The 21,949-nt window shown below is 70.3% G+C and carries 19 protein-coding genes; 9 read left to right on the top strand and 10 right to left on the bottom strand.

All coding sequences use genetic code 11. The features are described from left to right. Positions 1-13 precede the first annotated feature (13 nt). Both ACE3Q3_RS15175 and ACE3Q3_RS15170 read left to right on the top strand, forming a co-directional pair. Positions 14-1,477, top strand: coding sequence for an amidohydrolase family protein (locus ACE3Q3_RS15175; RefSeq protein WP_374447476.1), 1,464 nt, complete (start codon positions 14-16; stop codon positions 1,475-1,477). Positions 1,478-1,681: 204 nt separating this feature from the next. Then, positions 1,682-2,239 (top strand): hypothetical protein, encoded by a 558-nt coding sequence (locus tag ACE3Q3_RS15170; RefSeq protein WP_374447474.1) that lies wholly within the window; start codon positions 1,682-1,684, stop codon positions 2,237-2,239. Positions 2,240-2,300: 61 nt separating this feature from the next. On the opposite strand, the gene ACE3Q3_RS15165 is transcribed toward ACE3Q3_RS15170, so the two are convergent. The 6 genes from ACE3Q3_RS15165 to ACE3Q3_RS15140 all read right to left on the bottom strand — a co-directional run bounded on the left by ACE3Q3_RS15165 (position 2,301) and on the right by ACE3Q3_RS15140 (position 10,623). Then, positions 2,301-3,242 (bottom strand): metal ABC transporter solute-binding protein, Zn/Mn family, encoded by a 942-nt coding sequence (locus ACE3Q3_RS15165; RefSeq protein ID WP_374447472.1) that lies wholly within the window; start codon positions 3,240-3,242, stop codon positions 2,301-2,303. A gap of 48 nt (positions 3,243-3,290) precedes the next feature. After that, entirely contained in the window at positions 3,291-3,701 is a 411-nt protein-coding gene (locus tag ACE3Q3_RS15160; protein ID WP_374447471.1) for a hypothetical protein, read from the bottom strand. A 29-nt stretch (positions 3,702-3,730) separates the two neighbouring features. Further along, the gene (locus ACE3Q3_RS15155) at positions 3,731-6,853 is read right to left on the bottom strand and encodes an efflux RND transporter permease subunit (protein WP_374447470.1); all 3,123 of its coding nucleotides are present in this window, start codon (positions 6,851-6,853) and stop codon (positions 3,731-3,733) included. A gap of 27 nt (positions 6,854-6,880) precedes the next feature. Then, positions 6,881-8,482 (bottom strand): efflux RND transporter periplasmic adaptor subunit, encoded by a 1,602-nt coding sequence (locus ACE3Q3_RS15150; protein ID WP_374447468.1) that lies wholly within the window; start codon positions 8,480-8,482, stop codon positions 6,881-6,883. A 193-nt stretch (positions 8,483-8,675) separates the two neighbouring features. Then, positions 8,676-9,452, bottom strand: a complete 777-nt coding sequence (locus ACE3Q3_RS15145; protein ID WP_374447467.1) for a hypothetical protein — start codon at positions 9,450-9,452, stop codon at positions 8,676-8,678. Between the two features lie 10 nt (positions 9,453-9,462). Further along, positions 9,463-10,623, bottom strand: coding sequence for a hypothetical protein (locus tag ACE3Q3_RS15140; RefSeq protein WP_374447466.1), 1,161 nt, complete (start codon positions 10,621-10,623; stop codon positions 9,463-9,465). 268 nt (positions 10,624-10,891) lie between these two features. Between ACE3Q3_RS15140 and ACE3Q3_RS15135 the strand changes: the two genes are divergently transcribed. Next, on the top strand, positions 10,892-12,445 hold the full coding sequence (locus ACE3Q3_RS15135; protein WP_374447464.1) for a cytochrome b: 1,554 nt from the start codon (positions 10,892-10,894) through the stop codon (positions 12,443-12,445). Between the two features lie 9 nt (positions 12,446-12,454). On the opposite strand, the gene ACE3Q3_RS15130 is transcribed toward ACE3Q3_RS15135, so the two are convergent. After that, positions 12,455-13,129 carry a hypothetical protein gene (locus ACE3Q3_RS15130; protein ID WP_374447463.1) on the bottom strand — a complete coding sequence of 225 codons (675 nt, stop codon included), beginning with the start codon at positions 13,127-13,129 and terminating at the stop codon, positions 12,455-12,457. Then, a complete protein-coding gene (locus ACE3Q3_RS15125) occupies positions 13,126-14,130 on the bottom strand; it encodes a hypothetical protein (RefSeq protein WP_374447462.1) in 1,005 nt (334 codons plus the stop codon). Before ACE3Q3_RS15125 ends, ACE3Q3_RS15130 begins: the two co-directional genes overlap by 4 nt. Before the next feature lie 133 nt (positions 14,131-14,263). Here ACE3Q3_RS15125 and ACE3Q3_RS15120 point away from each other — a divergent pair, with 133 nt between their 5' ends. After that, positions 14,264-15,379, top strand: coding sequence for a hypothetical protein (locus ACE3Q3_RS15120; protein ID WP_374447461.1), 1,116 nt, complete (start codon positions 14,264-14,266; stop codon positions 15,377-15,379). 3 nt (positions 15,380-15,382) lie between these two features. Continuing rightward, positions 15,383-16,540, top strand: coding sequence for a DUF2061 domain-containing protein (locus tag ACE3Q3_RS15115; protein ID WP_374447459.1), 1,158 nt, complete (start codon positions 15,383-15,385; stop codon positions 16,538-16,540). A gap of 45 nt (positions 16,541-16,585) precedes the next feature. Here ACE3Q3_RS15115 and ACE3Q3_RS15110 read toward each other — a convergent pair whose 3' ends face one another. Beyond that, positions 16,586-17,926, bottom strand: coding sequence for an aspartate aminotransferase family protein (locus ACE3Q3_RS15110; protein ID WP_374447456.1), 1,341 nt, complete (start codon positions 17,924-17,926; stop codon positions 16,586-16,588). Positions 17,927-18,180: 254 nt separating this feature from the next. Here ACE3Q3_RS15110 and sugE point away from each other — a divergent pair, with 254 nt between their 5' ends. The 4 genes from sugE to ACE3Q3_RS15090 all read left to right on the top strand — a co-directional run bounded on the left by sugE (position 18,181) and on the right by ACE3Q3_RS15090 (position 21,149). Beyond that, a complete protein-coding gene (gene sugE, locus ACE3Q3_RS15105) occupies positions 18,181-18,501 on the top strand; it encodes a quaternary ammonium compound efflux SMR transporter SugE (RefSeq protein WP_374447455.1) in 321 nt (106 codons plus the stop codon). Between the two features lie 65 nt (positions 18,502-18,566). Next, positions 18,567-19,886, top strand: a complete 1,320-nt coding sequence (gene purB, locus ACE3Q3_RS15100) for an adenylosuccinate lyase (protein ID WP_374447453.1) — start codon at positions 18,567-18,569, stop codon at positions 19,884-19,886. Positions 19,887-19,890: 4 nt separating this feature from the next. Beyond that, positions 19,891-20,499 (top strand): glutathione S-transferase family protein, encoded by a 609-nt coding sequence (locus ACE3Q3_RS15095; protein WP_374447451.1) that lies wholly within the window; start codon positions 19,891-19,893, stop codon positions 20,497-20,499. A gap of 26 nt (positions 20,500-20,525) precedes the next feature. After that, positions 20,526-21,149, top strand: coding sequence for a GntR family transcriptional regulator (locus ACE3Q3_RS15090; RefSeq protein ID WP_374447449.1), 624 nt, complete (start codon positions 20,526-20,528; stop codon positions 21,147-21,149). A 15-nt stretch (positions 21,150-21,164) separates the two neighbouring features. On the opposite strand, the gene ACE3Q3_RS15085 is transcribed toward ACE3Q3_RS15090, so the two are convergent. After that, positions 21,165-21,949, bottom strand: a 785-nt coding sequence (locus tag ACE3Q3_RS15085) for a TauD/TfdA dioxygenase family protein (protein WP_374447447.1), incomplete at its 5' end; no start/stop codon positions are given.

Here is a 21,949-nt window from a genome sequence, read left to right as displayed (position 1 = left end):
TTCCGGAGGACCGATGTCTCGACCCGATCTCATCCTGCGCGGCGGCGCGGTCATCGACGGCAGCGGCCAGCCGCGGCGCGCGGCCGACGTCGCCGTCGCCGGCGACCGCATCGTCGCCGTCGGCGACCTCGGCGCCATGGCGGCCGCGGGCGAGGTCGACTGCGCCGGCCTCGTCGTCGCCCCCGGCTTCATCGACGTGCACACCCACGACGACCGGTACCTCCTGGAGGAGCCGCTGGTTCCGGCCAAGGCGAGCCAGGGCGTGACGACCGTGGTGGTCGGCAATTGCGGCTCCTCGCTCGCCCCCTACACCCGGCCCGACCTGCCGAAGCAGGCGTCCGCCATGCTCGACGACCCGCGCTGGCGCTTCCCGACCGCCGGCCAGTATTTCGAGGCGCTCGACGCCGGCCGGCCGGCGATCAACGCCGCCGTCCTGGTCGGCCACCGCTCGCTGCGCTTCAACTGCATGGACGACCTGGAACGGCCGGCGAGTGCCGCCGAGATCACCCTGATGCGCAGCCAGCTCCGCGAGGCGCTCGACGCCGGCGCCATCGGCATCTCGACCGGGCTCTTCTATCCCGGGGCGCAGCAGGCGACCAAGGAGGAGGTGGCGGAGATCGCATCGGAGATGCGGGCCGACGACGGCATCTACACCGCCCACATCCGCGACGAGGGCGACCGGCTGCTGGAATCGATCGAGGAGGCGGCCGAGATCGGCCGCATGGCCGGCGTGCAGGTCATCCTGTCCCACCACAAGGCGGCGGGCCGCGCCAATTTCGGCAAGACCGCCCAGTCCCTGCCGCTGATCGAGAAGCTGCGCCGGACCCAGCGCATCGGCTTCGACGTCTATCCCTACGTCGCCTCCTCGACGGCGCTGCTGCCCGGCATCGTCGACCGCGCCGAGCGCGTCCACATCACCTGGTGCAAGGGCCGGCCGGAGTTCGCCAACCGCGACCTCGACGAGGTCGCCCGCGAACTGGGCGGCCTGTCGCGCGCCGAGACGGCGAGGGCGGTGATCCCGGCCGGCGCCATCTACTTCACCATGGACGAGGCGGACGTGACCCGCGTCGTCTCTCACCCGCAGTCGATGATCGGCTCGGACGGAGTGCCGTGGGACAGCTTCCCGCACCCGCGCCTTTGGGGCACGTTCCCGCGCGTGCTCGGCCGCTATGCCCGCGACCAGGGCCTGATGTCGCTGGAGCAGGCGGTGCACAAGATGACGGGGCTGCCGGCCGCCGAGTTCGGCTTCAGGGACCGCGGCCTGGTGCGCGAAGGCGCCTTCGCCGACCTCGTCCTCTTCGACGCCGGCCGGATCTCGGACCGCGCCACCTTCGAGACGCCGAAGCAGCCGGCCGCCGGCATCGCCCGGGTCCTCGTCAACGGCGAGACGGTGTGGCAGGACGGCGCCTCGACCGGCGCCCGACCGGGACGCGCCCTGCGCCGGCAGACCGGCACGACGCGGGGTCGGGCCGGGTGAGGCGCGCTCGCCGGTGCCGCAGCCGGGTCCGGCCCGGCACCGGCAGGCGGCGCGCCCGGAGAGGAAGGAATCCGCCGGCGCGCAGTGCCGACGAGGGGTCGCCGCCGGATCGAAACGGACGCAACAGAATTGCGCGCGGCACTATTTCGCGCTGACGCCGGCCTGGACTATGGTGACTGTCGTCGATGGAGGTCGATGCGCATCATGGCCTTGACCGCAACGTCCGTCACTCGAACGCGCAAGAGACTTCTGACGATCGTCGTCATCGCCATGCTCGGCTGCGCCGGCGCGCCGACTGCGGCGCGGGCGTTCGAACCCTTCTTCCCGACCGAACCGGCGGAAGAACCGACGATCAGCCTGTGGAAGCGGGCGATCTACAAGACGATCACCAACGAAACGATGGCGAACATTGCCGACGTCGCCCTGTTCGCCGTGTTCTTCGGCGCGACGGCGAGCACCGCCGCCGGCTTCCTCGCCGTCAATCTGGCGACCCACACGACCGTCTACTACGGCCATGAGGTGGCGTGGAACTACCTCGGGCCCGAGGTGACGGACGAGAACCAGTTGAGCATCGCCACCCAGAAGACCGTCACCTACCGGATCGCCAGCGCCGCGCGGCACTTCGCGCTCGGCAGTGCGCTTGGAACGGGCGAGGCGGCGGCTTCGCTCGCCTACACCGTCGCGGCCGAACTGGTGGACGCCACGGTCTATTTCACCAACGAGACCCTGTGGTGGATGTTCGGACCGCCCGCGGTTCGATGAATTCTCCGCGCGGCGACGAGCGGCCCTTCCGGTTGCGACTGCGGAAGGGCCGCCGCCGGTCCTAGTTCTGCAGCATCGCCGCCTTGAACTGGGAAATGCTGTAGCGGATCATCGTCGGGTAGTTGCCGGCCGGCCCGGACGGCGGCGACAGGGTGTCGGCGTACATCCGCGGCCCGACCACCGCACCGCCCTCCTTCAGCTTCGCGGCCAGCGCCGGATCGTTCAGCGTCTTGAGGAAGAGCGCCTTGGTCTTCGTGCCGCGAACCTGCGCCAGGATGACCGGAAGGTTCTCGGCCTTGACGTCCTCGTCGTTGCCCGCCCCCTGGGCCTCGATGAGCCGGAAGCCGAAGCGCTGGGCCATGTACCCGAAATCGTCATGGGTGGTGATGGCGCGCCGCTTGTCGGCCGGGACGGCCGCGATCTCGGCCTTGCCCCAGGCCACCAGTTCCGCGAACTGCGCCTTCACGCCGGCGGCATTGGCCTTGTAGAAGGCGGCGTTCGCCGGGTCCGCCTTGGCCAGGGCCGCGGCGATGTTGCCGACATAGGTCTGCATCCGGACCGGATCGTTCCAGAGATGCGGATCCGCCTCCTTCTTGCCGCCGTGCGCATGCGCCGGGCCGCCGCCGTGGCTGTGCGAGCCGGCCGCGACCATGATCGGCTTGATGCCGCGGGTGACGGTGGCGACCCGGCCCTTGTACTTCGCCTTGCGGCGAATGTCGGCCAGCCACTCCTCGAAGCCCAGCCCGTGGACGAGGAACAGGCGGGCGCCCGCCAGCGTCGCCACTTCGGCCGGCCCCGGGGTCCATTCGTGCGCATCGGCCCCGGGCGGCACGAGGACGGCGAGGTCGATCCGGTCGCCGCCCACCATCTTCGTCACGTCCCCCAGGATGCTGAAGGACGCGACCACCTTCATCGGCCCGCCGCCCTGCGCCGACGCTGCCGTCGGCAAGGCGAACGCCACCAGCAACCCGGCCACGGCCGTCAGCCATCGGATCGGTCTCATCTCTGCCCCCTCTCCCTTCTCGTGGAAGTGTCGCGCGATACCGCGGGTTCAGCCGGGATTGGCGAACCGTCCCTGGACCATCTTCTGACCCGGCATGGTCAGGAAGATCACCATCTTGGCGCCCTTGCCCGCGGCGAATGCCCCCGTCGCCTTGAGGACGTTCGGCGCCGCCGGCGCGAGATCCACCGTCGCCGTCTTGCCGCTGGCCTGGATCGTCGCCCGCGCCTTGGCGCCGGCCGTGTCGGCGACGCGCATCTTGCCGTCGAAGAGATAGACGACGATCTCGCCGTCCCGGGCGACGACCTCGGCGTGGAACGGTCCGATGTCCTCGACGACGCCACCGTTCGGTCCTGAGATATGGCCGCCGCCCGCCGCATGCTGGGCATGTGCCGGCGAAAGAGCCAGGGCCGCGAACGAGATCGCGGCGAACGAGACGAATGCCAGCAGACGAATGCGCATGTGCGGCCCTCCTCCGGTATGCGTGCGGGTCAGTAGGCTTCCAGCGGGGCGGCGCCGCTCGCCGGAGCGGCCGCGGGCGACGTCAGCCGCTCGATCGCGCCGCGTCCGTAGCGGAGGAACAGGGTCGGCGTCAGGACCGCGTCGAGGATCGTGGCGCTGATGAGCCCGCCGAAGATCACGAGCGCGACCGGCGAGAGGATCTCCCGGCCGGGGGTATCGGCATCGACGATCAGCGGCAGCAGCGCGAAGCCCGCAGCCGACGCCGTCATCAGGACCGGCGTCATGCGCTCCAGGCTGCCGCGGATGACGAGGCCCGGCCCGAACCGCTCGCCCTCGTGCAGGATCAGGTTGATGTAGTGGCTGACCTTGAGGATCCCGTTGCGCGCGGCGATGCCCGTCAGGGTGATGAAGCCGATCATGCTCGCCACCGAGAGCGGCTGGCCGGCCAGGACGAGCGCGAGCACGCCGCCCACCAGGGCGAACGGAACGCAGGCCATGATGATGAGCGTCAGCGCCAGCGAGCGGTAGCGGGTGTAGAGGACGATGAAGATGAGCGTCAGCGACACGCAGCTCAGCAGCGCGATCCGCTGCGTCGCCTCTTCCTGGGCGCGGAAGGCACCCTCGAGGCTGGTGAAGTAGCCGGGCGGCATCCGCACCTGTTCGAGGGCCCGGCGGACGTCGGCGATGATGCGGGTCATGCTCGAGCCGTCGGAGTTGGCGACGACGACGATCCGCCGCCGCCCGTTCTCCCGCAGGACCTGGTTGGGGCCGTCGGTGTCCTCGACGGTCGCGACGTGCGACAGCGGGATGCGGCCCGCCGGGGTCTCGATCAGCAGCGCGTCGAGCCCCTCGCTGGTGCGGTTGTCGTCGGCCAGCCGCAGCACGACGTCGTAGCGCCGCGTACCGTCGATGACCTGCGACACGATCCGGCCGTTCGCCAGATGCTCCAGGGAGCGCGTGATGTCCGCCGGGGTGATGCCGTAGAGCAGCGCGCGCTCCGGGTCGGCGACGACCCGCACCTGCGGCACGCGCGTCACGCGCTCGACCCCGAGGTCGACGATGCCGGGGATCTTGGCCAGTTCCAGGCGCACGCGCTCGGCCACCGCCGCGATCGTCTCGAGATCGTCGCCGAACACCTTGACCGCGATCTGCGCCCGGATGCCCGACTGCATGTGGTCGAGCCGGTGGGAGATCGGCTGGCCGATCAGCAGAGTGGCGGGAAGCACGGCGAGCTTTTCGCGGATCGCCGCCTGGACCGCCTGGCGATCGCGATCCGAGGGCTTCAGGTCGACGTCGATCTCGGCCGCATGCACGCCTTCCGCATGCTCGTCCAGTTCCGCCCGCCCGACCCGCCGTCCGACCGTGACCACCTCGGGAATCTCGAGCAGCAGGCGCTCCGCCAGCAGGCCGAGGCGGTTGGATTCGCGCAGCGAGATGCCGGGGTTGAAGTTCAGCGCCATGGTGAGCGTGCCCTCGTTGAAGGGCGGCATGAAGCTGCGCGGCAGGCTGGCGAGCCCGACGACCGAAACCAGCACCAGGGCGGCGGCGCCGGCCCAGATCATCGCGGCGCGCGGAAAAGCCCAGCGCAGGAGCCGGGCATTGAGGACCTTGAGGCGGGTGACGAGCCAGGAATCGCCATGGCCGAGGCGCTTCAGCCCGGGCAGCATGTAGTAGGAGAGCACCGGGATGACCGTGACCGCGGTGACGAGGCTGGCCAGGATCGCGACGATGTAGGCGACGCCCAGGGGGCGGAACAGCCGGCCTTCGAGACCGGTCAGCGCGAACAGCGGAACGAACACCAGCACGATGATCATCGTCGCGTAGAAGATGCCCGACCGGACCTCCTGCGAGGCGGCGATGACGACATCCATCACCGGCCTCGGGTCCGGCAGCAGCCGGTTCTCGCGCAGCCGCCGGAAGATGTTCTCGACGTCGACCACGGCATCGTCGACCAGTTCGCCGATGGCGATCGCGATGCCGCCGATCGTCATCGTGTTGATCGACAGCCCGAGGATCTCGAAGACGATGATGGTGATGAGGATCGAGATCGGGATCGCCGTCAGCGAGATGATCGTCGTGCGCACGTTCAGGAGGAAGAGAAACAGGATGACCGACACGACGATCACCGCGTCGACGAGCACGCTCTTCAGATTGCCGATCGACGCCTCGATGAAATGCGACTGCTTGAACAGGTAGTTGTCGACCTTCACGCCGCGCGGCATCGAGCGCGCGAGATCGGCCATCGCCGCTTCGATCTGACGGGTGAGCTCGATCGTGTTCGCCGCCGGCTGCTTCTGCACCGTCAGGATCACGGCCGGTTCGCCCATGTAGCCGGCATCGCCCCGCTTGGCGTGCGGCGCATAGTCGACGGTCGCCACCTGCCGCAGCAGCACCGGCCGTCCGGCGCGGTGGTCGACGACGAGGTCGCGAAGCACGTCGAGGCTGAGCGTCCGTCCGATGTTGCGGATGATGAACTCGCGGCCGCGCTGATCGATGAAGCCGCCGCCCGAGTTGGCGCTGAAATCGGCGATCGCGCGCTCGATGTTCTCCTTGGTCACGCCGTAGGCGGCGAGGTCGCCCGGCTTCGGCGTGACCCGGAACTGCCGCACCTCGCCGCCGATCGGGATGACCTGGGCGATGCCCGGGATCGAGAGGATGCGGGGCCGCACGACCCAGTCGCCGATGTCCCGCAGGTCCATCGGCGAGATGCCGTCGCCCGACAGCGCGATCAGCATGATCTCGCCCATGATCGAGGTGATCGGCATCATCTGCGGCTGCGCCGTCGGCGGCAGCCGGTCGCGGGCAATCGACAGGCGCTCGGCCACCTGCTGGCGGCTGAGATAGACGTTGCTGTTCCAGTCGAACTCGACATAGACGATCGACAGCCCGACCGCCGAGGCGGACCGCACGCGGGTCACCCCCGGAGTGCCGGCGATCGAGATCTCGATCGGGAAGGTGACGATGCGTTCGACCTCTTCCGGCGACAGCCCGCCGGCCTCGGTCATCACCACGACGCTGGTCTTGTTGAGGTCGGGAAAGACGTCGACCGGGATGCGGTTGAGCGAGACGCCGCCATAGATGATCAGCAGGCTGGCGACCACCAGGACCAGGGCGCGCGCCCGGAGGCTGCCGCGGATCAGGAGGTTGAACATCCGCCCGGCCCCCCGCCCCGACGCCGCCTAGCGGATCTGGTTCAGGAGATCGGCGCCGACCACGACGACCCGGCGGTCGTCGGGCAGGCCGTCGACGACCGCGACGCTGCGCCCGTCGATCGGCTCCACCCGGACGATGAGGGGGACGAAGCGTTCCGCCGCAGCATGCTGCCACACCACGCTCTGCCCGGCGGGGTTCCGAACGACCGCGGCGGGCGGCAGGATGATTCCGGAGTGCCGCTCCCGCGTCTCGACGAGCACCGAGACCGGGGTGCCGATCGGCAGCATGACCGGTTCCCGGACATGAAACAGGAGCGGAATGGCCTGCTGGTTCAGCTTCGGCCCGTGGCCGATGTAGGACAGGGGAAAGACCCGGCCGTCGCTGGCGACGGCGGAGCCGCCGGCGATGCCGTTCAGGATCGCCGGATCGTAGGCGGCGGCCTCGACCCAGATCCGCTTCGGGTCGACGATCTCGTAGAGCGTGTCCCGGGCCTCGACGATCTGCCCGGCGACGACGTTGGCGACCGCGACGACGCCGTCGGTCGGCGCGCGCAGCGGGATGCGCAGCGCCTCGCGATCGAGCAGGACGCGGTTCATGGTCGCACGCCGGCGACTGAGCGCCTCGATCTCGGCGGCGACGAGGCCGGCCGGGACGCGATCGAGGCCGGCGTCGCCGGAGGCTCCGTTGCCGTTCGCCGACGTCGCGTCCTCCGCCCGCCGCTGCAGGATTCCGAGTTCCCGGTCGATCAGGGAGATCTGCTGCTGGATGTTGCCGCGGTCGAGCGGGTTGATGACCGGCGTGATGGTCGCCAGGACCTGGCCGCGGGAGACCGGCTGCCCGACGCGCGGCAGCCCGTCGGCGGTGAGTTCGATTCGTCCGACGAGCGAACTCTGCACCGTCCCGCTCGCCGCCGGATCGCCGACCACGCGACCGACCAGCCGGGTCGACCGGGTCGCCTCGCCGACATGGGTGAGCGCGGTCCGGATTCCCAGGATGAACTGGGCCTGCTTCGGAACGAACAGCGACCCGTCGGAGAGGCGGCGCGGGCTGTTGGGCGGCAGCACCGAGGATTCCAGTTCCTCGCGCGACACGCCCGCCTCGCCTTCGCCGTGGCCGGGATGGGCGTCGGCGGGCAGAGCGGTCGCGAGAATTCCGAACGCACCGAGGGCCGCCACCGACGCGGCGGCGCGGCCGCGCCGCCGCGCCCGGCCGAAACCGCCGAGAAAGGCCCCGAGCGCCAGCAGCCACGGCCCGGGATGCAGCACCGAGCCGAACAACCCGCTGCCCGCCGCCACCGCGGCGGCGCTCGGGATGTCGAGCATCCCGCCGAGCAGGTCGTCCTTGCCGTCATGGGCGATCTGCAAGGTTACCGCGATCTGCGGGGCGAGGGGACGCGTCCCGACCGCGCCCACATAGACCCCGCCGCCGCGCTCGGCGACCGGAACCTCGCGGTCGTCGAACATCAGGATCAATTGTGCGCCGTGGATGGGTTCGTTGCCGATGTAGCGGGTGAGGTAGAGCAGGATCTGCTCGCCCTCGAGGACCCCGACCAGTTCGAAGTCCGCGCTGCTCGCCTCGACACGCGGCGGAATCGAGGGCGGTCGCTTCGCCGGCGGCGCGCTCGGCATGCCGAGGCCGGCGAAGGCGCCGATCCCCGCCAGGATGAGCAGGACACCGAGGAGGAACGCCCAGACGGCTCCCGCCGCGGACGCCGGCGGTGCCGCAGGGCCCCTCTGCGACGCGCTGGTGGCCGCGGCCGAAAGCGAGGGACCGCCCGACGTGTCCGCTTGACTGGAAGGGCCGTCGGACGACATCGCGCACCTAGCGGAGCAGCAGCAGTTTCAGCGAGTCCGACGAGACGCCGTAGTCGCCGAGAAACGGATAGGTGAACTTGAAGATGATGAGGACCACGGTCATCGTCACGACCGTGAGCATCAGGGACATGATGAGCGTCGAACCGAAGTCGGCACTCGCAAAGAATGCCGGAAAGACGATCGACACGATCGTCCCGACCAAGGCGGACAAGAGCAATATCGGGTTCAGCGCGCCCGCCCCGATCAGGATTCTCTTCGATCTCATGTCTCTGACTTTCATGAGATTGTCGAGGGATAGCTGGTATACGGTCCGTTCCTTTTCGGTATACGGCTCCATCGCCATGTAGACGGAGAAGAGGTCGTCGAGCGCCGAGTCCGTGGCCGGATGTCCCGTGCCGAGGTGCAGGATCTTCCACTCGTCGTCGACGACGCTGCGGACATAGTCCTTGATCTGCGCCCGGACGACGTTGCGGGTGTCCAGCGGGAACGCCGCCGCGAGATCGTGCATCGACAGCAGCGAGTCGACCTCCTCATCGACATAGACCCGGACGTCCTCGTACTTCTGATAGGCGCCGAACAGCAGCAGGCCGAGATAGCCCGCGAACACCGAGGACAGGAACGCGAACTTGAAGCCGCCGACGAGGCTGTTCCCCTGCAGTTCCGCCGGCGTGTAGTAGCCGTGGACGACCGTGGCGGCGAAGATCGAGAGAAGCAGGCCGCCGCCGATCAGCAGGGACGTCGACAGCCACAAGGGCTCGTTCGCGATCCATTGGAAGAATGTCATTCCGGCGCACTCAGAACTTGAAGCCGTAGATCGCCATGGCGCCGACGGTATCGCTGCTGACGCCGGCGACCCGCTGGTTCTTCCATCCGACATAGAGGCCGAGGCCGAAGTCGAACGTGTATCCCGCCGAGACCTGGAACAGGCGGTCGTCGTCGGTCGAGGGCTCGTCGCCGCGGACCTTGATCCGACGGCCGGTGTAGGAGGTCGAGGCGGACCAGGGTCCGTACTCCAGCAGCAGGGAGCCGGTGAGATAGCGGGCGCTGGCATCGGCGCCCTCGAACTTCTGGAAGTCGGCGTATTCGACCATCGGCGTCAGCGTCAGTTCGTCCGCCAGTTCGATCGCGTACGCCAGGCCCGCGACGAAGCCCTTTTCGTCGAACCCCTCCGTCTCGCCGCGCTTCTGGTAGCGGTAGCCGACCGTATATTCGAGGCCGGGCGCGAACGGCATGTCCGCACCGTCGAGGCTGAGGGCGAAGGATTCCAGGGTCCGCGTATTGCTGACGCCGCCGTCGCGCTTGCGCAGACGGGCCGGCCGATCCGTGCGCGGATCGCCGAACCGCGGCCGCGACAGCGCCGAATTGCTGAGGGGCGTCGAATCCTGGAAATACACCGCGCCCGTGAGGGCATGCTCGCCCCACCCTTCGGGCGCGATCTTCAGGCTGCCGCCGATCCCGATCTTCTCGGTCAGTTCGTAGTCCTCGACGAAGTCCCGCCCGTAGATGTACGGGGCCTTGTCGTAGCCGAAGCTGAACTTGGGGTGGAACTTGCCGGCGAACAGGGAAAATGAGTCGTTCTCGTACTGGACGAGCAATTCGTCCAGCCAAAGCCCGTGGTCACCAAAGAAACGGTCGCCATCGGGTGCCTTTACCGGCTCGAGCTTGAATTTCGACCGGACGGAGAATTCTTCCGTGAGACCGAGCTCCACCCCAAATTCGGTCTTCGTGAAGGTGTCGCTGATCTCCTGGGACTTGTCCTTCGACCGGACCGTGTAGTCGCTCTGAATTCGCGTCTGGAATTCACCCTTGATCAGCGGGTACGTCTGCGCCAAAGCGCCGGATTGGGACGAGACGACCGCTGCGGCAACCACCAACCCCCATCGCATTTTCCCCCCTTGCCGGTCTGGAACAGGTGCGACCTCCGGTTGTCGCAGGATGCCCGAGAAGCGGCGCACGTGTCACGAAATCGTTGCATTGAGATCGGCACCTCGGAAAGTCTGTTCCAAGAGTTCCCAATGCACTGCGTCGTTGTCGCGATTACCTCTTAATATCATATCAAGATCAGCGAGTGCCCTGCCCGAGGACGGCGCGCGCTGCCGACGCGGCGACCAGGTCTTCTCGGTGCCGGAGATGGAGGGCGGCGGGGCGGAAATTTCCGTTGCCAGCCCGAAGACACGCATAACAGTGTTGAATGACTGGAGGCCATTCTGGGGAGGTCCGCTCATGCGATCCGATCACGCGCCGACGAACGATCCGCTCGACCGCCATGACACCGTCACCATCGCCCTTCACTGGATCACCGTCGGCCTGGTCGCTGCCATGTTCCTGCTGGCGCTCGTCCCGGGCGTGGTCAAGGGCTCGATCGCCCTGCACAAGAACATCGGCCTGCTCCTCCTCGTCGTCGTACCGCTGCGCCTCGTCTGGCGGCTGACGCTGGGCCGCCGGCTCGCCGGGCCCGCCGACGTGCCGAAGCTCCTCCGCCTCGGCGCGAAGGGAGCCCATGTCGCGCTCTATGCCCTGCTGCTCGGCACCGCCGCCCTCGGATGGCTCTATGTCGACGCCAAGGGCATGGAACTGCACCTGTTCGGCGTCGATGTCCCGAGCGTCGCCTACTACGACCGGGAACTGGCGATGGCCGTCTATGGCTGGAAGAAGCTGACGGCCTACACCCTGCTGGCCCTGATCTTCGCCCACGCCGCGGCCGCGATCGTCTACCACCACTGGCTCCGCGGCGACGGGGTGCTCGCTGCCATGCTGCCGGCGCGCCGGCGCCGGGTCGCGCCGGTGGCGGCTTCGGCCGCGCTGGCGGCCCTGCTCGCGGCGCCCGGGCCGGCCGAGGCCGCCTTCGATGTCGACGCCTATGCCAAGGCGATCGCCGCGTCCCTGGCCAAGGCCTGCCCGATGGCGAAGCCCGACGACGTCGCCGCGCACGAGGCGTGCCGGAAGGCGATGGGCCAGGGCGTCGAGGCTGGCATGCGCGACTATTCCTTCCTCTTCGGCGGCCAGCAGCAGGGGCTGTGGCTGAAGGAGAAGAAGACGACCGTCTTCCGCGGCGACCTCTTCCAGGACCTCTACATGTCGCTGTTCATGTTCACCGGCGAGGTTCGCGTCGAGACCGCACCCGACGGCAACAAGACGGTGGCCCTTCAGGCCTATTTCCGCAACGGCCTGCCGGCCGGCCTCTATCCCTACCCGTTCTGGCACAGCGACCCGAAGTGGGACGCCTACGAGAAGGCGAACCAGATCCGCCTCCGCCTGTCGCCGACGGGCAAGGTGCTGTTCGCCTATCGCGCCGACGTCGGGTCCGAGGCGAACCGGGGCCCCTACCAGGCGGTCAAGCGCCCGCCGTTCCTCGGCGAATGGATGTGGCCCGGATCGGACGGCATCGCGGAGCCGCGATCCACCCTCTTCTCCGCCTACTACAGCCCCGACAATCCCCAGCTGGCGGCGCTCGACGAGGCCTATCGGCGCATGGCGATCAGCTTCCGCAACGCCGACTGCACCGTCTGTCACGCCCCCGACGGCCACCGCAAGATGAACAAGCTGACGCTGCTGCAGACGCCGCTGCATGCGGCGGCGGCCATCGACGCGGTGATCGACGAGGTGCGGCTGAACAAGATGCCGGTCGACGACTACGAGGACCCGCGGCCGCTGCCGCCCAGGCTGCGGCAGGAACTGCTCGCCAATGGCGAGGCGTTCCGCGACCTGCTGCGCAAGGCGGACGCCTGGGAGGCGGCGAACGGCCGGCCGAAGGCGCGCCGGGTGGCGGCGAAGTAGCCGCGTCCGTCAGCGAGGCCCGCCGTTGCCGGCGGGCCTCAGTTCGTGGACGAGCCGGCGCTCGGTTTCGTCGAGCGGACGGTCGACCGCCACCGTGCGGAACTCAAGCGACGGCACCGGGCGCATCGTCACCTGGACGGCCGCCACCCGGAACTCGTCGGAGAGGGCCGCATCGAGGACCGACCGGGCGATCCAGCGATGGTAGGCGGCCGAGATGCCCGTCTGCTGCGCCTCGTGGCGGGCGATCGCCCGGCGCACGCGTTCGGCATCGTCCGCGGTCAGCCGTCGCTCCTGCTCGAACTCGTACCGGACATGGGAGAGGATCATCCCGCCGGTCTCGATCTTCGCCAGCCGGTAGCCGGCGAGTTCCATCAGCTCGAAGAAGACGCGCGTCCGTTCCGATTGCCGCTCCGGCAGATGGCCGCTCGGCACCGCCGGCAGGAACACCGAAGCCGCCGTGTCCCAGGCGGCGGCGGCGCCGTCCTTGAGGTCGGACCATCCGTCGCCGAGCACCCGCATCGAGGCGGCAAGGACGCCCTGGTCGGCAGCGGCCGCCGCCGGGGGCGGCGCGGAGGTGCCCTGCGCCGCGGCCGGCAGCCCCTGGACCAGCGCCGCGGCGACCAGGACACCGACCAGCGGGCGGATCGGCCGCCCGCCGCCGCCGGCGACCCGAGAGTCCCTCATATCGCACCTCCCAGGGAGAGCAGGGTTTCGCGCAGTTCGACGCGCGCGGCCGCGGGAAGCGGCACGATCCCGAGGCCGGCCAGGGTCCCGGTCGGCCCGATCGTCTCCTCCCCGGCGATGCGCAGCACCTGCCGCAGCAGCCCCGGATCGGCCGGGTCGGCCAGTCCGACGGCGAGATGGAGGGTGCGGCTCACCGGGTAGCGGTCGCGCGCGATCTCGGCGACGGTCGGCAGCACGTCGGCGAAGGGCAGCGGCACGACCGCCTCGCCGAGGGCGAGGAACTCCGGATAGGAGACGAAGGCCACGGCCCCGGAGCCCCGGGCCGCCAGCCACTGTGCGACGTCGGCATGGTCCCGCCGGCGGTCGACCGCGCCGTCGGCGCGCACCGTCTCGCACCGTGCCTTGCGTTCGGCCGCGTCGAAGATCCGCCGGATGGAGGGCCGGCTCAGGCACCCCTCCTGGAGGACGGCGGCCGACAGGAGCCGCCATGACGGCGTGTCGGCGTCCGGCAGCAGGATGGCGACCGCGACGTCCGGCAGCCGGCCGTCGACGCCACGCCAGGTCCGCGCGCCGCCGTCCGCTCCGCCGGCGAGCGCCCGGTGGAAGATCGCCGCGTCGAGGCGCAGTGCGGGCCCGCCGCGGGCCGCGACGAAGACGCCCGCCTGCCGGCCGATCGGCAGCGTGACATGGCGCAGCGGCCGCAACGTCCGGCAGCCGTCGATCCCCGACGGCGCCACGGACACGAGCGCCAGCCAGCCCGCAAGCGCCCGGTCGGCACGGCACAGCGTCGGCGCGATGGCATCGGCCGCGGTGGTGCGCCAGGTCTCCGCCGACCCCGGCAGGCCCGGGGCCAGCCATGCGAAGGACGGGGCGATGAATTGCGGCACGGAGCCGCCATCGGCGGCCGCCGGCCGGACGGCGGTCAGGAGCGAAATCAGGGCTAGGGCGGCAAGACTTGCATAGCGGGCGGCGCAGCCCCATCGCGTCGCATCGACGACCATCAACCCTCCCACAGCCGTTCGGGCCCTTTCCCGCGCTCGGCGAGAATTCGCTTCGTAGTGCCTCACGACCGAGGCTAGCCTATCCTCCGGGCCCGCAGAAGGTCCCGCAATGACGGATGGTGGAGGAGTGGCGATGCGCGCGATCGCGGGGGCGATCACGGCACTGGTGCTGGCAGCGACGGCGACGGCCCCGGCGGCCGGCAAGGCGGTCGTCGGCGACCGCGTGCGCGATCATGTGACGGTGGGCCAAAAGCAGATTCCGCTCCCGGCCGGCGAATGGACGGTGACCGGGATCGGGACCCAACCCTTCGAGATGGCGGAGATCGGCGCCTTCGGCACGATCGAGAACATGGTGCTGGCCCGGCGCGCCGGCGACCGGATCGTGGCCGTGGTCGAGATCAACGCCAACGCGGTGCCGGTCAACGACGGCTGGGGCCGGACGCGAAGCTGCGAGCGCGGCAGCCAGTACATCCTGGTCACGCGCTATCGCAGCGGCTGGGACCTGTCCTGCCTCTTCGTCCAGGCGACCGCGACGGGCGCGGCGGAGGGCCCCCCGGCGTGGCAGGCGACGCGCCGGGCGACGGCGGGAGCGACCGTGCCCGAGAACTGGCTCACCGCCGGCTTCCGGATGAGCGACCGCCAGGACCTTGTCGACATCCGCTATCACTTCGATCCGCTGCTTCTGACCGGCGAAGGCGTCGCCGGCGGCTGGGATGCGGACGCCGTCCGCGCCGATCCGCGGAAGCTGCACGCCGCCGAGGCGCTGACCATCTGGGCGATGGGCTTCGACGGGCGGATCGAACGCGGCATCCGCAACCAGTTGCGCGGCGAACCGGCGCCGATGCCGGTCCAGGCGCACTACCGCAGCGAGACGCCCCAGGTCGACGGCAAGCTGCTGGCCCTCGACCGCATGCACGCGGCCGGCGCCCTGACGACGGCGGAGTACGTCGCCCAGCAGCGGCAGGCGCTGGCCGAGATCCCGGCCGTCATCGAGAACCCCGGCGGCCTGCCGCTGGCGATGCAGAAGAACATCTCCTTCCGCGTCTTCGGCTCGACGGTCGACTATGCGCTCGCCTTCTTCGTCACCCTCAGCAACCCGCTTTCGACCTACATCACGGCATCGATCGTCGCGATCCACTCGGTGATCTTCGTGCTCAACGACAATTTCTGGGAGGAGCGCTTCGCCAGCCAGTCGACCCGCGACGCCAACCGCATCGTCGACTTCGCCTATATCGGCGGGACGGAGTGACCGATGGTACAGACCCTCATGGCACGGTTCTGCGGCATTGCCCTGGTCGCGATCGGGCTCCTCGCCGCGCCGCCGGCCGGCGCCGCCGATCCGGTGCCCCCGGTCGGCACCGCGGTCGAAGGCCAATGGCAGGTCGCGGGCAAGCAGGTGCCGCTGCCGGCCGGCCGCTGGCTCCTGGCGGCACACGCGCTGACCCCCTATGCGGGCGGCGAGCGGCTGGGCGCCTACGGCTCGATCCACAACGCCATCCTGGTGCAGACCGACGGCGCCCGGGTGACGGCGAAGGTCGAGATCCACGCCAACGCACTGCCGGTGATGGACGGCTGGGGCATCGCCAGCGACTGCGAGCGCACCGACCTGCCGATCGCGACCGTCCGCTACAAGGCGGGTTGGGACGGGTCCTGCTTCTTCCTGACCCACACCTCCGGCGCCCGCGAAGGCACCCCGACGGTGCGGTCGGCCGCCGCCTTCATCGCCGAGCGCGGGCTGGCGACGCCGCCGGAATGGCTGACGGTCGGCTTCCGCGTCGCCAACCGCAGCGACGTGGTCGACGTCCGCTTCCACTTCGCACCCGCGCTCTGGTCGCTGCCGGACCATGCGGGCCGCTGGTCGGCCAGTCCGTGGACGGCCGCCCGCCTGGAGCGCGACCCGGTGCGGCTCGCCGTCGCGCGTTCGCTGACGGAATGGGCGGTCGGATTCAGCGGCCTGGTCGAGGCCGGCATCAAGAACCGGCTCGATGCGGAGGCGCAGGTGGCGATGCCGACGGCCGCCGCCGACCGTCGCGGGGTGCTGGAGCAGCGGCGCGCCGCGATCGACGACCTCCTGAAGTCCGGCGCCATCGATGCCGAACAGCACCGGCGCCAGGTGGCGCTCCTCGCCGAGCGCGGTCTCGACCCCGGCTCGCAGGTCGCCGATCCGGCCACGGTCGCCCTCTACAAGACCCTGGCCTACCGGCCGATGGTGTCGTTCGCCAACATCTGGATCGACTATTTCTGGATCGGCCAGCCCTGGGCGGCGGGCCTGCTGGTGCTGCTCCAGGTGACCGTCAACACCACCAAGTTCTACTTCCACGAACTGGCGTGGGAGAAGGTCCGCGGGCCCGGCAGCCGGCGCGACAGCGCCCGGGTCATGGATTTCGCCTATCTCGGAACCAACCGCTGACGGAGGGGGCGGGCGGGCCCGCCCCCTCCGGCCGGTTCCGGCGGCTCAGGCGGCCGCGCGCTGGGCCCCGAAGGTGTCGCGGATCACCGCGCTCCGCACCGTCAGCACCTCGTCGACCGCCGCCACCAGGGCGTCGAAGTCGCCGTCGGTCATCGGCACCGACAGGTTGATCATGCCGCGGCGCGCGAGATAGATGCCGCGGGCCAGGAGGTCCATGTGGAAGAGGTCGCGCATCGCCTGCGGCGTCTGCTTGGTGTCCTCGGGACCGCGCACCGGCTTCCAGCCGAAATGGACGCTCATCATCGAGCCGCGGCCGGTGAACTGCACCGGCAGCGCCTTCTCGCGCGCGACGGCGTTGAGCCGGCCGCGCACCTGGTCGCCGCGGGCATTGAAGCTGGTCGCGACCGCGGCCGGGTAGACCTCGGTCAGGCCGGCGACGCCCGCCGACATGGTCAGGATGTTGTTGTTGAAGGTGCCGGCATGCGGCCAGGCGTCGGGCCGCAGCGGGTCGAAATGGCCCATGATGTCGGCCTTGCCGCCGAAGCCGCCGAAGGTCAGGCCGCCGCCGATATACTTGCCGAAGGTCGTCATGTCGGGCGTGACGCCGGCCAGCAGCTGGATGCCGCCCGGCGACAGGCGCGAGGTCATGACCTCGTCGAAGATCAGCACCGCACCGGCCTTCGTCGCCTCCTCGCGCAGCATGGCGAGGAAGGCGTCGTCGGCCGCGATGCAGCCGCCGCCGCCCATCATCGGCTCGACGATGACGACGGCGAGGTCGGCGGCATGCTCGCGGATCACCTTGGCCGTGTGCTCGATGTCGTTGTAGCGGCCGAAGACGAAGGGGAACGGCACGTTGAGCGGCGTCGGGCCGGAGAAGTAGAAGACGCCGCCATGGTAGCCGCCCTCCATCACCAGCACCTTGGAGCGCTTGGTGTAGGCGCGCGCCGCCGAGACGGCGAGCAGGTTGCCCTCCGTGCCGGAGTTGGTGAAGCGCACCTGGTCGACCGACGGGAAGCGGTCGCAGACCAGCGCCGCCAGCTTCGCCTCGACGAGGTTGGGGCCGCCCAGCGCGATGCCGCCCTCGAGCGCCGTGCGGATCGCCCTCATGATGGCCGGGTGCGAGTGGCCGTAGAGCCCGGCCGTGAACTCGCCGAGGAAGTCGCGGTACTCGTGGCCGTCGGCGTCCCAGACGCGCGCGCCCTCGCCCTTGGCGATGGTCAGGGGAAAGGGCGGGAAATGGATGACGGTGCGGGTGTTGCCGCCCGGCATGACCTTGGCCGCCTCGACCTGGCGCGCCGCGCTCTTCGGGTTGCGGGCGGCATATTCCGCGCGCGCTTCGGCGAGAGCCGATTCGAGATCGGCGTTCAAACCACGGGCTGCTTCCATCGGGTCCTCCGGCTGGCGCCCGGGCGGGGATCACGGCGGGCGCCGGAAAAATCGCTGCGGCCGGTAGCGTAGCCAGCCCGGCCCCACCCTGTCCACGCCCTCGGGCGCCGCCCCGATCGAGCGATCCGGCGTTGATCCCGGCGCGGGGATCGCCTATGCCAGCGGCGATCTCCCCGGCCGGGACGACCCGGCCGCCACCCATGGGGAGCCCGGGCGGGGACGACCCCGCCACGTCCGGGTGGAGCGACCCCGTCATGGCCTGGATCATCCTGCTGGCGGCCGGCCTCTTCGAGATCGGCTGGGCCGTCGGCCTGAAATACACCGAGGGCTTCAGCCGCCTCGTCCCGACCCTCCTGACGGCGGGCTCGATGGTGGTCAGCCTCGGCCTCCTCGGACTGGCCCTGAAGAGCCTGCCGCTCGGCACCGCCTACGCGGTCTGGACCGGCGTCGGTACCATCGGCACGGCGATTCTCGGCATCGTGCTCTTCGACGAGCAGGCCAATCTCGCCCGCCTTGTCTGCATCGCCATGATCGCGGCCGGCATCGTCGGCCTGAAGATCGTCACCCCGCACTGAGGGGCGCTTTCCCCGCCCCTCCCCTTCTGCGAAAGTGCGCGCCCCGCGAAGGACGGACACCGAACATGATCCCCCGCTACAGCCGGCCGCGGATGGCCGCCATCTGGGAACCGCAGAACCGGTTCCGCATCTGGTTCGAGATCGAGGCCCACGCCTGCGACGCGCAGGCCGAACTGGGCGTCATCCCGGCCGCGGCCGCGCGCGCGGTCTGGGAGCGCGGTACCTTCGAGATCGAGCGCATCGACGCCATCGAGCGCGAGACCAAGCACGACGTCATCGCCTTCCTGACCAACCTCGCCGAGCATGTCGGGCCGGAGGCGCGCTTCGTCCACCAGGGCATGACCTCGTCGGACGTGCTGGACACCTGCCTCGCGGTCCAGCTCACCCAGGCCTGCGACCTCCTGATCGAGGACGTGGACGCGGTACTGGCGGCCCTCCGGCGCCGCGCGATCGAGCACAAGGACACCGTCTGCATCGGCCGCAGCCACGGCATCCATGCCGAGCCGACGACCTTCGGCCTGAAGCTCGCCGGCCACTATGCCGAGTTCCGGCGCAACCGCGATCGCCTCGTCGCCGCGCGGGCCGAGATCGCGACCTGCGCCATCTCCGGCGCGGTCGGTACCTTCGCCAACATCGACCCCCGGGTCGAGGCGCACGTCGCCGCCAAGCTCGGCCTCGCGGTCGAGCCGGTCTCGACCCAGGTCATCCCGCGCGACCGGCACGCCATGTTCTTCGCCGTGCTGGGCGTGGTGGCGAGCGGCATCGAGCGGCTGGCGACCGAGATCCGGCACCTCCAGCGCACCGAGGTCCGCGAGGCGGAGGAGTATTTCTCGCCCGGCCAGAAGGGGTCCTCGGCGATGCCGCACAAGCGCAACCCGGTGCTGACCGAGAACCTGACCGGGCTCGCCCGCATCGTCCGCGCCGCCGTCGTGCCGGCGCTGGAGAACGTGGCGCTGTGGCACGAGCGCGACATCTCGCATTCCGGGGTCGAACGGGTGTTCGCCCCCGACGCCACCATCGCCCTCGACTTCGCGCTCGCCCGCACGGCCGGCGTCGTCGAGCAGCTGGTCGTCTATCCCGAGCGGATGCGCGCCAACCTCGAGACCGGCGGCGGCATCGTCCATTCCCAGCGCGTGCTGCTCGCCCTGACCCAGAAGGGGGCGAGCCGCGAGGACGCCTATCGCCTCGTCCAGCGCAACGCCATGGAGGCGTGGCACGGCCGCGGCCAGTTCCTCGACCTCCTCAAGGCCGACGCCGAGGTCGGGCGCTACCTCTCCCCGACCGAGATCGAGGCCGAGTTCGACCTCGGCTACCACACCCGCCAGGTCGACACGATCTTCGCCCGCGTCTTCGGCACCGCCGTAGCCCCCGCCCCCGGAGCCTGAACCCATGCGCCTCTACATGACCGCCGGCTCGCCCTATGCCCGCATCGTCCGGATCGAGGCACGCGAACTCGGCCTCGCCGACCGCATCGAGGAGGTGCCGGCGACCTTGCGCGATCCGAACAGCGTCGTGCTGGCGGTCTCGCCGCTCGGCCGGGTGCCCTGCCTCGTCACCGACGACGGCATCGCCCTCAGCGACACCAGGACCATCGCCGACTATCTCGACCGGCTGCATGTCGGGCCGCGCTTCCTGCCCAACGGCGGCCCAAACCTGTGGCAGGAGCGCGCCTTCGAGGCGCTCGCCATGGGCTTCCTCGACGGCTGCATCTTCTATGGGCGCGAGCTGGGCCGGCCGGCCGACAAGCGCTCGCCCGCGATCTTCGACGGCGAGGTCGCCCGGGCGAGGCGCTGCCTCGACCATTTCGAGACAATCGCCGGCCAGCTGCCGCAGACCGCCACCTTCGGCCCGGTGACGCTGGCGTCGGCGCTCGCCTACTACGACCGGCTGGGGACGGGCGACGACTGGCGGGCCGGCCGCCCGGCGCTCGCCGCCTGGCACGCGGCCATGGCGGCGCGCCCGTCCTTCGCCGCCACCGCGCCGCCGCCCAAGGCCTAGGGACCGGCCGGAGACCGCTGGCCGAGATGGCGAAGTCCCACGCCGCGGCGGCGCGGCTGGAGGCCCTCGTCCGCCGGCTGCGCAACGACATCAAGTTCGGCGGCTTCCGCCACGGCGAGTGGCTGAAGCTGATCGACCTGCAGCAGCGCTACGGCGCCACCCAGTTCGACATCCGCAAGTGCCTGGGCGAGCTCAAGGCGCAGCGGCTGGTCGAGCATCGCGTCAACCACGGCTTCCGGGTCGCGACGCCGGACCCGGTCGAGCGCGAGCAGCTCTATTTCGTGCGCACGGCGATCGAGCGCAGCGCTGCCGGCCTCGTCGTCGAGCGCGCGACCGAGGACGACCTCCAGACGCTGGCGATGCTGGCCACCGCCTTCGACCGGTCGGTCGAGGAGGAAGGCCGCCAGCACCAGGCCGGCGCCAACGCCGCCTTCCACGACCGCTTCTTCGCGATCACCGGCAACCCGGTGCTGGTGGAGACGGTGCAATCCTTGCGCGAGCGCAGCCATTTCGGCACCACTGGCCGGTGGCGCACCGCCGAAGGCCTCCGCGCGAGCGGGGCCGAGCACCACGAGATGGTGGCCGCGATCCGGCGCCGCGACGCCGCGGCGCTCGACCGCCTGATCGTCCACCACATCGCGGCCTTCTGACGCCGCCCGTTCCCCTCAGCAGGTCGGCCCGGCGTCCTTCACCGTGATCCGCCACAGGGTCCGCGGCCGGGAGGGGTCGGTCAGCGGCGCGGAATGGACGAGGCAGCAATTGTCCCAGATGACGACGTCGCCCTCGGCGTAGGAGGGCCGATGCAGGTATTTCGGCTGCGTCGCATGCGCCGTCAGTTCGCGCAGCAGCGCCAGCCCCTCGCGGTCGTCCATGCCCTCGATGCCGAAGGCGCTGCCCGACACCGCGTAGAGGGTCGGCCGGCCGGTGTGCGGGTGGCGGCGGACCAGCGGGTGGCGGACCCAGTCCATCTTCGCCTTCTGTGCCTGGGAGAGCGGCGAGGCCGCGGTCCGCGACCGTTCGTCGAGATCCTCGCGGTTGCCGTAGTGGTGGCGGCAGACGAGCCCGTCGATGCGCCGCTTCGTCGCCTCGGGCAGGTCCTCCCAGGCGCGGCGCAGGTTGGCGAAGCCGGTGCCGGCGCCGGAATCGGCGATGCGGATGGCGTGCAGCATCGTGCAGCGCGCCGGCACCGGCAGGTAGGAATAGTCGCTGTGGTAGTAGGTGCCGCCGTCCATCAGCCCGGTCGGCTTCCCGTCCACCACGACGTTCGACAGGATCAGGATGTTGGGGTCGGCCGGGTGGTGGAACTGGTCGATGACGTGCGGCTCGGGTCGGCCGAAGCGGCGCGCGAAGGCGACGTAGCGCGCCGGATCGAGCCCCTGCTGGCCGGGCAGGATCACCACCAGGTGCTCGTGCAGCGCCTGCTCGATCGCGGCGAAGTCGCGGTCGGCGA

This window comes from Allostella sp., assembly GCF_041913585.1.
Classification (GTDB): Bacteria; Pseudomonadota; Alphaproteobacteria; order ATCC43930; family Allostellaceae; genus Allostella.
Note: the sequence above shows the minus strand (reverse complement) of the source record. Positions and strands in the feature narration are given on the sequence as shown.

What these genes read in the sequence shown, in the direction of transcription:
- ACE3Q3_RS15090 (WP_374447449.1), top strand. Translation starts at nt 20,526, where the DNA reads ATGGCGAAGTCCCACGCCGCGGCGGCGCGGCTGGAGGCCCTCGTCCGC.
- purB (WP_374447453.1), top strand. Translation starts at nt 18,567, where the DNA reads ATGATCCCCCGCTACAGCCGGCCGCGGATGGCCGCCATCTGGGAACCG.
- ACE3Q3_RS15125 (WP_374447462.1), bottom strand. Translation starts at nt 14,130, where the DNA reads ATGGTCGTCGATGCGACGCGATGGGGCTGCGCCGCCCGCTATGCAAGT.
- ACE3Q3_RS15160 (WP_374447471.1), bottom strand. Translation starts at nt 3,701, where the DNA reads ATGCGCATTCGTCTGCTGGCATTCGTCTCGTTCGCCGCGATCTCGTTC.
- ACE3Q3_RS15175 (WP_374447476.1), top strand. Translation starts at nt 14, where the DNA reads ATGTCTCGACCCGATCTCATCCTGCGCGGCGGCGCGGTCATCGACGGC.
- ACE3Q3_RS15170 (WP_374447474.1), top strand. Translation starts at nt 1,682, where the DNA reads ATGGCCTTGACCGCAACGTCCGTCACTCGAACGCGCAAGAGACTTCTG.
- ACE3Q3_RS15135 (WP_374447464.1), top strand. Translation starts at nt 10,892, where the DNA reads ATGCGATCCGATCACGCGCCGACGAACGATCCGCTCGACCGCCATGAC.
- ACE3Q3_RS15120 (WP_374447461.1), top strand. Translation starts at nt 14,264, where the DNA reads ATGCGCGCGATCGCGGGGGCGATCACGGCACTGGTGCTGGCAGCGACG.
- ACE3Q3_RS15165 (WP_374447472.1), bottom strand. Translation starts at nt 3,242, where the DNA reads ATGAGACCGATCCGATGGCTGACGGCCGTGGCCGGGTTGCTGGTGGCG.
- ACE3Q3_RS15110 (WP_374447456.1), bottom strand. Translation starts at nt 17,926, where the DNA reads ATGGAAGCAGCCCGTGGTTTGAACGCCGATCTCGAATCGGCTCTCGCC.
- ACE3Q3_RS15095 (WP_374447451.1), top strand. Translation starts at nt 19,891, where the DNA reads ATGCGCCTCTACATGACCGCCGGCTCGCCCTATGCCCGCATCGTCCGG.
- sugE (WP_374447455.1), top strand. Translation starts at nt 18,181, where the DNA reads ATGGCCTGGATCATCCTGCTGGCGGCCGGCCTCTTCGAGATCGGCTGG.
- ACE3Q3_RS15150 (WP_374447468.1), bottom strand. Translation starts at nt 8,482, where the DNA reads ATGCCGAGCGCGCCGCCGGCGAAGCGACCGCCCTCGATTCCGCCGCGT.
- ACE3Q3_RS15115 (WP_374447459.1), top strand. Translation starts at nt 15,383, where the DNA reads ATGGTACAGACCCTCATGGCACGGTTCTGCGGCATTGCCCTGGTCGCG.
- ACE3Q3_RS15130 (WP_374447463.1), bottom strand. Translation starts at nt 13,129, where the DNA reads ATGAGGGACTCTCGGGTCGCCGGCGGCGGCGGGCGGCCGATCCGCCCG.
- ACE3Q3_RS15155 (WP_374447470.1), bottom strand. Translation starts at nt 6,853, where the DNA reads ATGTTCAACCTCCTGATCCGCGGCAGCCTCCGGGCGCGCGCCCTGGTC.
- ACE3Q3_RS15145 (WP_374447467.1), bottom strand. Translation starts at nt 9,452, where the DNA reads ATGACATTCTTCCAATGGATCGCGAACGAGCCCTTGTGGCTGTCGACG.